This window comes from Endozoicomonas sp. ALB091, assembly GCF_049310265.1.
Taxonomy (GTDB): Bacteria; Pseudomonadota; Gammaproteobacteria; order Pseudomonadales; family Endozoicomonadaceae; genus Endozoicomonas.
This window is the reverse complement of the sequence record NZ_JBLYNQ010000008.1, coordinates 724,188-737,764: the sequence shown is the minus strand read 5'-3', so window position 1 is coordinate 737,764 and position 13,577 is coordinate 724,188. Positions and strand designations below refer to the sequence as shown.

At 49.2% G+C, this 13,577-nt stretch carries 10 protein-coding genes and 1 pseudogene; 5 read left to right on the top strand and 6 right to left on the bottom strand.

What is annotated here, in order from left to right:
• The first annotated feature begins 78 nt into the window (after window positions 1–78).
• Both yaaA and ACO6UX_RS19470 read left to right on the top strand, forming a co-directional pair.
• Window positions 79–867 carry a peroxide stress protein YaaA gene (gene yaaA, locus ACO6UX_RS19475; RefSeq protein WP_422450017.1) on the top strand — a complete coding sequence of 263 codons (789 nt, stop codon included), beginning with the start codon at window positions 79–81 and terminating at the stop codon, window positions 865–867.
• Between the two features lie 90 nt (window positions 868–957).
• Window positions 958–3,606, top strand: a complete 2,649-nt coding sequence (locus tag ACO6UX_RS19470) for a hypothetical protein (protein ID WP_422450016.1) — start codon at window positions 958–960, stop codon at window positions 3,604–3,606.
• A 188-nt stretch (window positions 3,607–3,794) separates the two neighbouring features.
• On the opposite strand, the gene ACO6UX_RS19465 is transcribed toward ACO6UX_RS19470, so the two are convergent.
• Window positions 3,795–4,370: a hypothetical protein gene (locus ACO6UX_RS19465; protein ID WP_422450015.1), complete on the bottom strand. Its 576-nt coding sequence runs from the start codon at window positions 4,368–4,370 to the stop codon at window positions 3,795–3,797.
• Window positions 4,371–4,755: 385 nt separating this feature from the next.
• On the opposite strand from ACO6UX_RS19465, the pseudogene ACO6UX_RS19460 reads away from it, so the two are divergent.
• Together ACO6UX_RS19460 and ACO6UX_RS19455 are read left to right on the top strand one after the other, a co-directional pair.
• Window positions 4,756–5,219: pseudogene (locus ACO6UX_RS19460) on the top strand (transposase); the annotation flags it as partial.
• Between the two features lie 490 nt (window positions 5,220–5,709).
• Complete coding sequence (locus tag ACO6UX_RS19455) at window positions 5,710–7,005, top strand: OmpP1/FadL family transporter (protein ID WP_422450014.1); 1,296 nt, start codon at window positions 5,710–5,712, stop codon at window positions 7,003–7,005.
• A gap of 262 nt (window positions 7,006–7,267) precedes the next feature.
• Here ACO6UX_RS19455 and ACO6UX_RS19450 read toward each other — a convergent pair whose 3' ends face one another.
• The 4 genes from ACO6UX_RS19450 to ACO6UX_RS19435 all read right to left on the bottom strand — a co-directional run bounded on the left by ACO6UX_RS19450 (window position 7,268) and on the right by ACO6UX_RS19435 (window position 11,601).
• The gene (locus tag ACO6UX_RS19450; RefSeq protein ID WP_422450013.1) at window positions 7,268–8,098 is read right to left on the bottom strand and encodes an amino acid ABC transporter ATP-binding protein; all 831 of its coding nucleotides are present in this window, start codon (window positions 8,096–8,098) and stop codon (window positions 7,268–7,270) included.
• Between the two features lie 22 nt (window positions 8,099–8,120).
• Window positions 8,121–9,209: an amino acid ABC transporter permease gene (locus tag ACO6UX_RS19445; protein WP_422450552.1), complete on the bottom strand. Its 1,089-nt coding sequence runs from the start codon at window positions 9,207–9,209 to the stop codon at window positions 8,121–8,123.
• A gap of 14 nt (window positions 9,210–9,223) precedes the next feature.
• A complete protein-coding gene (locus ACO6UX_RS19440; protein WP_422450551.1) occupies window positions 9,224–10,393 on the bottom strand; it encodes an amino acid ABC transporter permease in 1,170 nt (389 codons plus the stop codon).
• A 182-nt stretch (window positions 10,394–10,575) separates the two neighbouring features.
• Complete coding sequence (locus tag ACO6UX_RS19435) at window positions 10,576–11,601, bottom strand: amino acid ABC transporter substrate-binding protein (protein ID WP_422450012.1); 1,026 nt, start codon at window positions 11,599–11,601, stop codon at window positions 10,576–10,578.
• Between the two features lie 303 nt (window positions 11,602–11,904).
• Between ACO6UX_RS19435 and folE the strand changes: the two genes are divergently transcribed.
• Window positions 11,905–12,456, top strand: coding sequence for a GTP cyclohydrolase I FolE (folE, locus tag ACO6UX_RS19430; protein WP_101745113.1), 552 nt, complete (start codon window positions 11,905–11,907; stop codon window positions 12,454–12,456).
• Between the two features lie 59 nt (window positions 12,457–12,515).
• Here folE and tdh read toward each other — a convergent pair whose 3' ends face one another.
• Complete coding sequence (tdh, locus tag ACO6UX_RS19425) at window positions 12,516–13,541, bottom strand: L-threonine 3-dehydrogenase (protein ID WP_422450550.1); 1,026 nt, start codon at window positions 13,539–13,541, stop codon at window positions 12,516–12,518.
• Window positions 13,542–13,577: the final 36 nt, after the last annotated feature.

The following is a 13,577-nucleotide window of genomic DNA, read 5'->3' as shown; positions in this document are numbered from 1 at the left end:
TTCAACCCTATTAAAGAAACGCTCCCTGCTCTACTATTGTCATCATTATCTTAAGCTTGAAAAATCAGGGAGAGTTGAATGCTGCTCGTTATTTCTCCAGCGAAAACCCTGGACTATGACACACCACCCACAACAAGAAAATTCACTCAGCCAGACTTTCTTGACCAGTCCGCCCTACTGATTGAAGAGCTCCTTGAATTAAGCCCGGCAGCGATTGGCAGCCTGATGAGCATCAGTGATAAGCTGTCCCAGCTCAATGCCGCCCGTTTCCAGGCATGGTCAACACCGTTCAGTCCGGATAATGCCAAGCAGGCGGTACTGGCCTTCAAGGGGGATGTATACACCGGTCTCGACGCAGAAACACTGAGTGAAAAGCAGCTGTCATTTACCCAGAAACACCTGCGAATTCTCTCTGGCCTTTATGGCCTGCTTCGCCCGCTGGATTTAATGCAGGCTTACCGTCTGGAAATGGGCACGCGATTTGCCAATCAGCGGGGGAAAGACCTTTACCAGTTCTGGGGAAGCAGGATTACAGAGCAGCTGAACAACGAGCTGGCCAGTCAGAAGAGCCAGGTACTGGTCAACCTCGCGTCCAATGAATATTACAAGTCTGTTCAGCCAAAGCAGATTAATGGCCAGATTATTACGCCGGTATTTAAAGACTGGAAGAACGGTCAATATAAAATCATCAGTTTCTACGCCAAAAAAGCCCGGGGCCTGATGTGTCGCTATATTATCGACCATAATATTGATCAGCCAGAAAAAATGAAAAGTTTTAACTATGAAGGTTATGCCTTTAATGAGGCCATGTCCTCGGATAAAGAGTGGGTTTTCACCCGGGAAGGGGACAGGGCAGAAAATAAATAAAAACGCCGGTCAGCTAAATAAAGCTGACCGGTAACAATTTCCTCCTGCTGCCGATATCACTAACAATATTACCGGCCAGCCTACTTAATTATGTTCAAACTACCCAGAAACCCACTTTGTCACCAAGCGCCAGGAGTCGGGGGTTCAGGCCCTGTCCACACCAATTATGAGCCAACGCCAAAAGAGGCTGAGGCACCGGTTGGTAGCCATAGAGGCAGGAAAATTGAAAATGCCGATACCACAAGCTACTTGGCGGAACAGAAAAGCGTGGTAACCGGTGCAGACAGTCCATCGCCGCTAAAAACAGAAGCGACCCAGGTACCCGCTCATCACACGACGGGTTTAAAAGAGAATAAACCGGATAGCCAGGCTGCAAAACTTTTGCAGCAACGGACTGATTTACTGCAACGGGCAGACAGTGTTCTTGGTGCCATTAACGCCAGGAAAGTCGTCGGTATTTCGCTGGAAGCGCTGGAAAAAGCTCAAGCTAATAGCCCTGAGCAGGTGCTGGCAATGCTCAGGAGTATGGAGTTCCCGGCTGGCCTTAGCGTTAAAATCACCCTTAAGTCTCAGTCCGAAAAACCACTGAGCCTGATACCCCCGGGCGATGAATTGGAGAACCAGAAGAATCTTGACCAGTTAATGGAAAAAACCGTAGAGGCCCTTAAGCGTCAGCAGCATACCAATACAGAAGCAAGTGTCAGTGAAGCCGAAGAAATAAGACAGTCCCTCGTGCGCAACGATAACGAGATTGCGGGCAGGGAAACCCTGGGCCAGGGTGAAGGCGCACAGGCGTTTGACAAGCTCAGTAACAGAAAGTGTGCAATCACCGTTCATCATCGAAACCCCGTTGAGAAAAGCTATGTCGAGACCAGGCACCATGATACAAGCGCCCGGCCAGCAACAGAGGAAAGTTCGGCTATCACTGCCAGAGAAGATTCTCCGGGTATTGAGAAAGGTAATGGTCACCCTGAAGAGCAAGACTTAACCACAACAACTTCTTCCGGTGCACAGAAGCCAGCTGCCCCCATAGTCACCGATTCACCTGTAAACACTCAGCCTCCACCTCCGGTTTATCCCGTACCACTGCCTTTAGTGAGTTCGCAAACCGTCGTTCCACCTCCGCATGAAGAGGCCGAACCGGCTTTACCAAAGAGTGAACAGCAGGCTACTGACGCAGTCGCGCAAAGCTCTCCACTTATTCAGGAGACAGAACAAGAAAGCACTCCCGCAGCTGAACATACAGAGAGTATGCCAACAGAAGAAGACCTCGCTGTCACCGAGCCCGTTTCAGCTTTGAAAGAGCAAACTGACGCCGTACCAGACAGCGCAGAGAGTCCACAGGAAACAATGCCCGTTGATAGTCTCTCCCCCTTGCCGGAAACCATACCAGCACCATCCCTCGCCCGGGAAGAAATCCGGGAATCAGCCTCTGTCCCGGCAGAACAATCCGACGTTGAGCCAGCAATGGCACTGCAACAGGCAGAACCGTCAACGGACCCGATAACGGAACAGACGGCCAAATCACAAGTCCGACAGCCAGAAAAACAAGAGAACTTGCATGCAGCACTGCTCAGAGAGCTAAAAAATAGACAAAGGGAACTAAAATCAACAAAGCCAAACCAGCCCATCGAAGGCAATAGCACTCAAACCAGTGACAGACTTTCACCCAATGACGATACGGCAAACACACCAAAAGCCTCTCGGCCCGGGAGTCACCCCGAACTCATGGCGGAATTGACCAAAAAACTGGCCGACAGAAGACCCAAAACACCAGAAGAAGTTGACACTCTGGATAGCAATGTTGCCAGGAAATGGGCTCAGACGGCGGAGAGATTGGAAAATAGCCACCTTCCCTTTATCGATGAACTGATGGAAAAAGTAGCGGCAAGAAACAGAGCAATGGAAGAAACGGCTCAGCCCTCCCAGTCGGCACTATCATCCAACGGTTACAAGCCTGCTGAAACAACGGTTTCCTTTCCACCGTTCCCTGCGGCGAATGAGTTACCGGCCGGGCAGAGAAGCTCTTCTCAGACGAATAGCAAGGCAACCAGTAACATTGCCGTACCAAAGGGCGAAACGAAAACCACATCATCCGGTAACAAGACGTTTAACGATGCCCAGTTTAAAGCAGAGTTGGAAGCCGCCGTGGCAAAGATGCTGAGAAGAAGTTCAGATACCATGGATGCTGACGACATCACAGACTCGTCCGTATCTGATGACCAGCTCCCGGAGGATGTAACCGCTGACCTGAACAACATAAATGCCGCCCTCTCTCCAGAAGAACCGGGAGAAACCGCTCAGCCAATTTTGAACAATGATGCCACAACGCCATTGGCTCCCGCTGCACCACCAGTACCTCCACCAATATCCCAGGAAATATTGTCCGCCAGGACCAGGAAGGCTCCGGCATCAACCAGCACTGCTCAGGCCAATAGCCCGGACAACGCAAACAAAACGGAATCAGGTAACGGAGCTAAAAGCAAGCCATCAAACCAGGGCTTCTTTGGCAGTGAGACATTCAAAAAAGCTCTGGAAAACGCTGCTACCGCCATGGATAACAAGCGTCAGAGCAGCGACAAGGATATTGAGCAACAAATCCAAGAGGCAAAAAAAGAGGCAAAGGAAAAAAAAGAGCAGGCACCCAACCCCAATGATCTGTTTGGTTCTCTGAGAAAGAGATTGTTTCCAATCAGGCAAGCCAATGATGGTAAAGACAAAGAAGACGATTTTAATTAAGCACCACACATTCCGGTGAGTTCAATGTAACCTGGCTGACCGGTAATGTCGCCTTTAGGCGATAACGTTCCCGTATCTGTCATGTCTGCGGGGTTCTTTGAGCTTTATGATCATGAAAATGCAGTTATAACCCAATGGCACTGACTTAAGGCCTCAGCCCTTGAATTATCAAGGGCTGAGGCCTTAAGTCAGTGCCATTGGACCATACTCCCCATTTTATCCGGATCAAAAACAATCAATGGCTTCGACTCAGGATACAGGCAAGCTATATACACATTAGTGACATTTCCCGCCAGAAATGCAGGCATTGCCATAAATGCATTAACTCTTGAAGAAAAATTCACACGTTGCTCAGCTGTTTCAAAAGGCAACCCTGAAAAACCTTTTTCCCACTGCTTGAGTATGTCCATTTCTTTGTGTCTATAGCGTTCAATCACGCTACCGCATTGAGCTTTTTCTTCTACATAATCGCTGGTCGATAACTCCGACAGCACAGAATCAATTTCTTTCAGTTGGTGTGAGAAAGCCTCTAAAAATCTTGATTTATAATCTTTCGATGGCGCTATATGCTCAAGAATCTCTTCCTCTGTAGCATGGATGGATGGCGCATATTCATCATCCGAAGTAGAGCTTTCAATAACATCCATAAACTCATTTAATCTTCCCTCCAAACGATCAGACAGATGCCTTTCATAGCTTTCAATATCTGAAGCTAGCACCTGAAGAGAGAATAACACTGAAAAAAAAGCGATAAATCTAGACATAAAAATGCTCACCGGAAGGCAAAGCTAATAAGCTGCCAGTTCAAAACCAGCAGCTACCTATACTTCTTATACATTTTTTCATTTGTGACTCCTTTCGCCATAACCAAACATTTTATGTTGAACACCTGTCAACTATATTTGATTTATATATTCCAACTTTTTTGGTTATTGCCGACTTACATAATTTATACAAACCAATTCTGGGTAGGTGAACTCTAAAGAAATGCCATTTTATACGTCAACGCCATTTTATTGACAGCGCAAATAACTCACAGATTTTTAAGATATCTCTTACAAATACTCATGACCGACATTCCCGCTGTGTCAGGATAGTTGTCCCGTTCTTAACCAATAAAAACCAAACAGTGGGCGATGGACGTTGAATATGCCTCGTTTTTCAGAGGAACGTAAATCAGCTGTTTTGAAAAAACTGTTACCACCACACAATCGCTCTGTGCCGGATGTTGCCAGAGAGGAAGGTATCAGCGAATAAACCCTGTATAATTGGCGTAAAAAACTACGGGACAAAGGATTGCCTGCGCCAGGAAGCGAACAAAAATCAGAACAATGGTCTGCAGAAAGTAAGTTGCCGTGGTCGTTGAAACTGCAGCTTTGTCAGAAACCGAGTTGAGCGAGTACTGTCGTAAAAAAGGGCTTTACCCTCAACAAGTCAAGGAGTGGAAGCACGCTTGTATTTCAGGTGCTCAGGCTTCTCAGCGTGAAGACCAAGAAATCAAGCAATTAAAACAAGAGCGCAAACACATCCAGAGCCTTGAAAAAGAGCTTCTCCGTAAAGACAAGGCGTTGGCAGAAGCTGCTGCCCTGCTGGTGCTGTCAAAAAAGCTCGATGCCTTCTACAGAAGACAGTCGTCAGTGGATGCTGAAGTTTGAGCGGTTTTATAACAATGAACACCGTCATAGCTCAATCCGCTTTGTGACACAAGCACAACGTCATGAGCAAAGTATCAGTAAATCCTGAAGCACCGGAAACAGATGTATACCAAAGCGCGAGAAGCTAATCCAACGCGTTGCTCAGGAGGTATCAGAAACTGGGAGCCTGCAGGGTCCAGTAGCACTGAATCCTGAGCGATTGTCAGAAGTAAGCATTGACGAGAAAAAGGCCGCCTAAAATTCAGTTTTCGGGACAACTATCTTGAAAAACTCTTTTAGAAACAAAACATAACAGAAAATTTTTTAAAATCTGAATAATATTCCTTTCAGTTTTATTCGGCACACTTTCTGCGTGCTTCTTTCTTAGCGGTATCATCCACTGACAGTCAATTTCAGGAAACGACTTGTCAGAGTACTGCTCAATAGACTTTTGTGGAGTTTCATGTCTATGGTTTCGCGCCAAGGCCGTTTATTTATTCTTTCCTCTCTGGCTTTTGCCGTATTCACCGGTAATGCCGTTGCAGGTGGCTTTGAAAAAGCGACCATGTGGGACGCGAAATACGCTGCCCTGGCCGGTGCCGCTGTTTCTTCCGTTAATACCTCCAGCGCCGTTTTCTACAACCCGGCGGGTCTGGCTCGTATTGAGGGCAATGATTTTGCCCTGAATGCCTCTCCTACCTTTGTTCAGACCAACGGTCCTGCTGAAGGCGATAAATCCTATGTGAAAGGTGAGAGAAACTTTGTTCCCAATGCTGGTATAACCGGCGCTTTTCGGCTGAATGAAAAGTTTGTTATGGGTTATGGTTTCTACGGTGCCGGTGGTGCTTCTGCCAGTTATGAAGATGTTACTGTCGGTAGTGTTGTACCGATCATGGGTAACATGGTTGATCTGCGCATGACTGGCGAGTATTCAACCGATATCAAGATAATGGAAGCCGGCCTGGCACTGGCTTATCAGATCAATGACAACTGGTCTATCGGGGGCACCTATCGTTTAACTTATGCCCGGGCTGATATCAATCTGGCTTCAAAGGTCGGTCCTGCTGGTGCGCTTGTGGGCTACAATGACCTTTCCGGCTTTAACACATTTGGTGTGCGTCTTGGCGCGATGTATCGCTCCGATGATAACCGCTGGGGCTGGGGCCTGAATTACCGCTCTGACGTTAATATAGAAGCAGACGGCAAAGCTAGCTTTGAATTGGGCCCTATAGATCGTCCGATTTATGCAGGCAGAGACGCTACCGCTAAAACAGCATTACCAACCCAGATTTCCACAGGTGTAGACTACAGTCTGAATGATGACTGGAAGCTGTTTGGTGAAGTTACCTGGTCGCAGTACAGCTCTATTGAAGCGATCAAGTTTGTCAGCAGTGAAAGAAATCTGGCTGTAGACAGCATTAATACTAACTGGAATGACCAGTGGAACTTCCGCTTTGCTACTGAGTACACCGGCATGGACAACTGGGCGTTGAGAGCAGGTTATATTTATACAACAGCCGTGACCCCAGAAGAATACGCCGCACCAACCTTCTCCACTCCTGCTGGTGCTCATACCTTTACCATGGGTGCAGGTACCACCTTGATGGACGACAAATTGGCACTTGATATGGGAGCAGAATATAACTTAGCTAAAAATGATACGGTAAAAGGAGGTGGTGACCTGACCGCTACTTCAAAAGCCAGCTCTGGCAAATACGACACCAATGCCTGGGCACTGCACGCCACTCTGCGCTACAAGTTCTAATTTTGATTGCCAAGTGACATAAAATACCGGCGTGAACCATTCATGCCGGTATTTTTTTATTAACCCAAAACCGGTTTGAGTTCCCTGGTACATCATTTCGATGAGTACAATCTCCGTTCACCCTGAGCGGAGTCGAAGGGTGATTGGCACGATCTATCAGAGTCCGGAGTTTCCGCCTTTAGGCCCTATGGGTCCTTCGACAAGCTCAGGACGAACGGAGTGCGGAGGCACGACAACCCGTCAAACTCATTGAAACAATGTACTAGTGATTCAACACCTGCCCAAGAAACCTGCGGGTTCGCTCTGAACGTGGGTTGCTGAAAAACGCTTCCGGCGGAGCCTGTTCAATAATCTGACCTTCATCCATAAAGATCACCCGGTCAGCCACCGTCCGGGCAAAGCCCATTTCATGGGTAACACAGAGCATGGTCATCCCTTCCTGCGCCAGCTCGACCATAACCTCCAGCACTTCTTTAATCATCTCCGGATCAAGGGCAGAGGTGGGCTCATCAAACAGCATGACTTCCGGATTCATACACAGGCTTCGGGCAATCGCCACCCGCTGCTGCTGGCCACCAGACAGTTGTCCGGGATATTTATTGGCCTGATCCGGAATCCTCACCCGCTCCAGGTATTCCATGGCCAACTTTTCCGCAGCCTTTTTTGACTGCTTACGGACCCAGATAGGTGCCAGTGTACAGTTCTCCAGAATGGTCAGATGTGGAAACAGATTAAACTGCTGGAATACCATTCCCACTTCACGACGGATGGTTTCTATATTTTTCAGGTCATTGGTCAGTCGGGTGCCATCCACCACAATGCTGCCTTCCTGATGCTCCTCAAGGCAATTAATGCAGCGGATCAATGTGGACTTACCAGAGCCGGAAGGCCCACAGATAACGATCTTCTCCCCCTTCTTAACGTTCAGGTTAATATCACGCAGCACATGAAATTGACCATACCATTTATTCAGGCCACTGATCTCAATCAGGCTGGCCTGCTCAACAGCGGCTTCACGCTGAATCGTCACCTCTGGCTGGCCACTTTTCGGTAATGGCTTTTGCAGACGAGGCTCGTCAAGATAATCACTCATACCATTGGCATCCCTGATTTCATTATCGCTGTAATTGTTGTTCCAATCGCTGGCTGTACTTTGATATGCCAAAACAGAAGACCCAGAAAACCAGCCCGGCAAACAGATAGCCCTCTATGGAGTTACCCAGCCAGGCGGGATCATTCAGCCCGGCCTGAATAATGGCCAGCAGATCAAACAGGCCGATAACCAGTACCAGACTGGTGTCTTTAAACAGGGCAATAAAGGTATTTACCACCCCGGGAATAACCAGTCTCATAGCCTGGGGCAGGATAATCATAATCATCCCCTGCCAGTAACTCAGGCCAAGACTGTTAAACGCTTCAAACTGTCCTTTGGGGATGGCCTGCAACCCACCTCGCACCACTTCCGCCATATAGGCCGCCTGAAACAGAATAATGCCGATCAGCGCCCGCAGCAGTTTATCGAACACCACCTCTTCCGGCACAAACAGTGGCAGCATGACCGAGGCCATAAAGAGCACAGTGATCAGGGGAACACCGCGCCAGAGTTCAATATATCCGGTACATAAAGACCGTATGACCGGCATATTGGAACGACGGCCAAGGGCCAGCAGCACACCGAATGGCAAAGAGGCGATCATCCCGCACAGTGCCAGCAACAGTGTCAGCATCACCCCACCCCACTGATGGGTCTCCACCTTCTCAAGCCCCAACAGGTCGCCATAAAGCAAAAACCAGGAAACCACCGGCATCAGTACCAGGCTGTAGCCCAACACCCACTTTTTACCGGGTGTCGCTTTAAACGACAGCCAGGCAATCAACAGGGCCAGTTGAGCAAAAAAGAGATCTGCCCGCCACTGCTGTTCTTCCGGATAAAACCCGTAAATAAACTGATCAAGCCTTGCGGTGATAAAAGCCCAGCAGGCCCCTTCACTGCTGCAGGCAGTGCTGTCGGTGCCAAACCAGGTAGCCTCAATAAATGCCCACTGCACCAGCGGTGGTACCAATAAATACAGACCGTAAGCAATCAGCAGCGTGGTCAGCGCACTCAGCGGGTTGGCAAACAGATTATTTTTTACCCATGCCAGTACACCGACGGCTGTTGCCGGTGGCTCACGGGCAGGAATCATGTTGCTATCGTAACTGATCATTTCTCTCAACCTTACCGCTCGATAAGCGCCACACGTCTGTTATAGATATTCATCAGCAGGGATACACTCAAACTGATGGTGAGATAAACGGCCATGGTCATGGCAATTACTTCCACCGCCTGCCCGGTTTGGTTCAGGGTTGTGCCGGCAAAGACACTGACCAGGTCCGGATAACCTATCGCTGTCGCCAGTGAAGAGTTTTTGGCCAGATTCAGATATTGATTGGTCAATGGTGGAATAATCACCTTCATCGCCTGGGGAATCACCACCAGGGTCAACACTTTCCCTGGCTTTAGCCCCAGTGACGCGGCAGCCTCTTTCTGCCCTTTCTGGACAGACTCAATACCGGCTCTTACCACCTCGGCAATAAAGGCAGCGGTATAAATGGTCAGGGCCAGTAACAATGCGCCCAGCTCAGGAATGATGGCAATACCACCACGGAAGTTAAAACCTTTCAGCGCTGGCGTATCCAGAACCAACGATGCACCAGAAAAGTGCCAGATAAGCGCAGGAATGCCTATTAATAGTGCAGCCATATACCAGGGCGCACCGGAAATGCCCTTACCGGTTGCCACTCTTCTCTGCCGGTTTCTGGCCCTTAGCAATAACGCCAGACCAATGGCCACCAGGCAACTGACCAGAACCGGCAGCAGCCCCTGCTCAATAATAGGTTTGGGCAGAAAAAGACCACGCAGATTTAAAAAAATGGTATCGCCGAGGGCATAACTTTGCCGGGGATGGGGTAACGCCGCCAGAACGGCGAAATACCAGAAAAAGATTTGCAGCAGTAATGGAATATTGCGAAAGGTTTCAATAAACACCGATGCCATTCTGGCCAGCAGCCAGTTAGACGACAGTCTGGCAACACCCACCAGAAAACCCAACAGGGTGGCGAAGAAGATGCCTAATCCGGACACCAGCAGGGTATTGAGTATGCCCACAACAAAGGTGCGGCCGTAGCTGTGGGATTCGTCATAGGCCACCAGCGATTGAATAATGCCAAAGCCCGCTTCCTGGGAAAGAAAATCGAATCCGGTGCTGATGCCCCGATGCTCCAGGTTGTTCATGGTGTTATTGATCACCCAGACACCGAGCATCACCACCAACAGCACCACAATTCCCTGCATCAACAGCGGTCTGAAGGAGGCATCACGCCATAGCCTCAGCATCTCTTTCAACATCTTCTCCAAAAAGGAGGGTCTTGCATTTTTTTTATGGGATACGTGCTCAGGATCACTCACGACCTAACTCCCTTTTTCTTATCTTGTTCCCGCGCTTCAGAAGTTCTGCAGAAATGCAGGACTGTCCATACTCCCGCTCTCACGCGTTGCGTGCAAGCGGGGTATATGTCATAACGATTGAATTAACGGAAGGGAGGAGCGTAGAGGATACCGCCTTCGTTCCAGAGAGCGTTCAGGCCACGATCGATCTGAAGCGGTGATTCTGCACCTACATTACGCTCAAAGATCTCCTCATAGTTGCCCACCTGCTCGATAATCCGCAGAGACCAGTCATCATCCAGGGCAAGACCTTTACCTTTAGGGCCGTCAATACCCAACAAACGACGTACATTGGGATCAGAAGAGGCTTTTTGCGCGTTGATATTGCCCGAGTTCAGGCCCAGCTCTTCACCATTAATCATGGCGGCCAGGCTCCACTTGACAATATTAAACCACTGGTCGTCGCCCTGACGCACTACGGGACCGAGCGGCTCTTTTGAAATCACTTCTGGCAGAACCACTGCGGAATCAGGCTTGGACAGACGAACTCTCAAGGCATAAAGCTGAGATTGGTCAGAAGTCAGGACATCACAACGCCCCGCATCAAAGCCCTTTGCCGTACTGTCAGAGGTATCAAAGACCACGGGCTGATACTCCATATTATTAGCCCGGAAATAATCGGCAAGATTCAGCTCACTGGTGGTACCGGACTGGATACAGATAGAAGCACCATCCAACTCTTTGGCACTTTTCACACCCAGGTCTTTCTTCACCATAAAGCCCTGGCCGTCGTAGTAAGAGACGCCGGTGAAGTTCAGGCCCAGGGAGGCATCACGGGTCAGGGTCCAGGTGGTATTTCTGGAGAGCACATCAATCTCTCCTGATTGCAGAGCGGTAAAACGCTCTTTAGCGGTAAGCGGTACAAACTTGACCTTGCCAGCATCTTTCAACGTCGCTGCAGCAACGGCACGACAGACATCAACATCCAGCCCACTCCACTGCCCTTTATCATCCGGGTTACTGAAGCCCGGAAGGCCGGTGCTGACACCACAGGCCACATAACCTTTTTCCTTTACCGACTCCAGCGTTGCCGAAGCGCTGGCGACCGGTGCCAAACCCGCTGCCGCCAATGCGCCCAGCGCAGCGACTGTTTTCAGACTTTTCAGCATGAGATCTTTCCTTTGGTGTTGTTATTATTTTCAGCACGGGATGTCCGGCACAGGTTAATCCTGCTCAACCACCTGACAATTGCAACCGCGCTTTGGCTCATGGTTTTTCAACCATACCTGCAAGCAAAAACACTAGCAACTGTTATGCCGTTCATGTTTGTCCTGGCCATCCCTTCTTCTTGTTCAAATTGCTCAGCCTGTACCAAACCTTGCAAAGAAAGTCGTTCAGCTGCTTTCCGGGTTATGTATTAATTGTGTTAAACTGCCGTCCACTTCGATAACCATGCAGTGATAATTCTTCCAATGTCTCAAAGAATCAGCGAACACTACAAGGCCATTATTGAGTCCGTCGGTGAAGATATTCATCGGGAAGGCCTTAGAGATACGCCGCTTCGCGCTGCCAAAGCAATGCAATACCTGACCAGAGGCTATAGCCAGACACTGGAAGAGATCGTTAATGGTGCGGTGTTTGAATCCGACATCAGCGAAATGGTCGTGATCAAAGACATTGAGCTGTACTCAATGTGTGAGCATCATCTGCTGCCCTTTATTGGCAAGTGTCATATTGGCTATGTACCCAATGGTAAGGTGCTCGGCCTATCCAAATTTGCCCGCATTGTGGATATGTTCGCCCGCCGCCTGCAGATTCAGGAAAACATGACCAAACAGATTGCCGATGCCATTATGGAAGTCACCGACGCCAAAGGGGTTGCCGTGGTGATTGAGGCGCAACATATGTGCATGATGATGCGCGGTGTGGAAAAACAGAACTCATCCATGACCTCTTCGGTCATGCGTGGCCTGATGAAAGATAATCAGCCAACCCGGGAAGAGTTTCTGCGTTTTATTCGGTGACAAACCTGATCATTGACAACAAAAAAGCCAGCATTTGCTGGCTTTTTTGTTGCCTGGATTCAACACCAGTCCAGAATCACTTTCCCAGATTGTCCGGACCCCATGATTTCAAAACCTTTGTCAAAATCATCAACCGGGAAGCGGTGCGTAATGATTGGAGAAATATCCAAACCAGACTGCAACATGCTGGTCATCTTGTACCAGGTCTCAAACATCTCGCGACCATAAATACCTTTGATCACCAGACCTTTGAAGATCACCTGGTTCCAGTCAATCACCGTGTCACTGGCTGGAATGCCTAACAGTGCAATCTTGCCACCGTAGTTCATATTTTCCAGCATCTGCTTAAATGCACGACCATTGCCGGACATTTCAAGGCCCACATCAAAGCCTTCAACCATGCCCAGCTCAGCCATCACGTCCGGCAGACCGGTATTAGCAACATTCACGGCGCGGGTCGCACCCATTTTACGGGCCAGGTCCAGACGGTATTCGTTGACATCGGTAATCACCACATTGCGGGCACCGACATGCCGGCAGATGGCGGCCGCCATAATGCCGATGGGGCCGGCACCGGTGATCAGTACATCTTCTCCCACCAGGTCAAAAGAGAGTGCGGTGTGCACCGCATTACCAAACGGGTCAAAAATTGCGGCCAGGTCGTCACTGATATCATCAGGAATCGGGAAGGCATTAACCGCCGGAATCACCAGGTATTCGGCAAACGCACCGTCACGATTGACGCCAACACCCACAGTAAAGTTGCAGAGATGACGGCGGCCAGCACGGCAGTTACGACAGTGGCCACAGGTAATATGGCCTTCACCGGAAACCCGCTGACCGACCTCAAAGCCACGCACACCGTCACCCATGTCAACGATTTCGCCGACAAATTCATGGCCAACGTGCATACCCACCGGAATGGTGTTCTGCGACCACTCATCCCAGTGATAGATATGCATGTCAGTACCACAAATGGCGGTTTTGCGGATTTTGATCAGTACATCGTTGTAACCCACTTCTGGCATGGGGCGGTCTTCCATCCAGATTCCGGGTTCTGCTTTGCTTTTTGCTAATGTCTTCACAGTGTCAGTTTTCTCAATGGGCTTGCTATTCAATAG

Bases quoted from the DNA above. Each gene is read 5' to 3' on its own strand.
- ACO6UX_RS19440 (WP_422450551.1), bottom strand. From the start codon at position 10,393: ATGTTGAAAGAGATGCTGAGGCTATGGCGTGATGCCTCCTTCAGACCG.
- ACO6UX_RS19455 (WP_422450014.1), top strand. From the start codon at position 5,710: ATGGTTTCGCGCCAAGGCCGTTTATTTATTCTTTCCTCTCTGGCTTTT.
- folE (WP_101745113.1), top strand. From the start codon at position 11,905: ATGTCTCAAAGAATCAGCGAACACTACAAGGCCATTATTGAGTCCGTC.
- ACO6UX_RS19470 (WP_422450016.1), top strand. From the start codon at position 958: ATGTTCAAACTACCCAGAAACCCACTTTGTCACCAAGCGCCAGGAGTC.
- ACO6UX_RS19450 (WP_422450013.1), bottom strand. From the start codon at position 8,098: ATGAGTGATTATCTTGACGAGCCTCGTCTGCAAAAGCCATTACCGAAA.
- ACO6UX_RS19435 (WP_422450012.1), bottom strand. From the start codon at position 11,601: ATGCTGAAAAGTCTGAAAACAGTCGCTGCGCTGGGCGCATTGGCGGCA.
- yaaA (WP_422450017.1), top strand. From the start codon at position 79: ATGCTGCTCGTTATTTCTCCAGCGAAAACCCTGGACTATGACACACCA.
- ACO6UX_RS19465 (WP_422450015.1), bottom strand. From the start codon at position 4,370: ATGTCTAGATTTATCGCTTTTTTTTCAGTGTTATTCTCTCTTCAGGTG.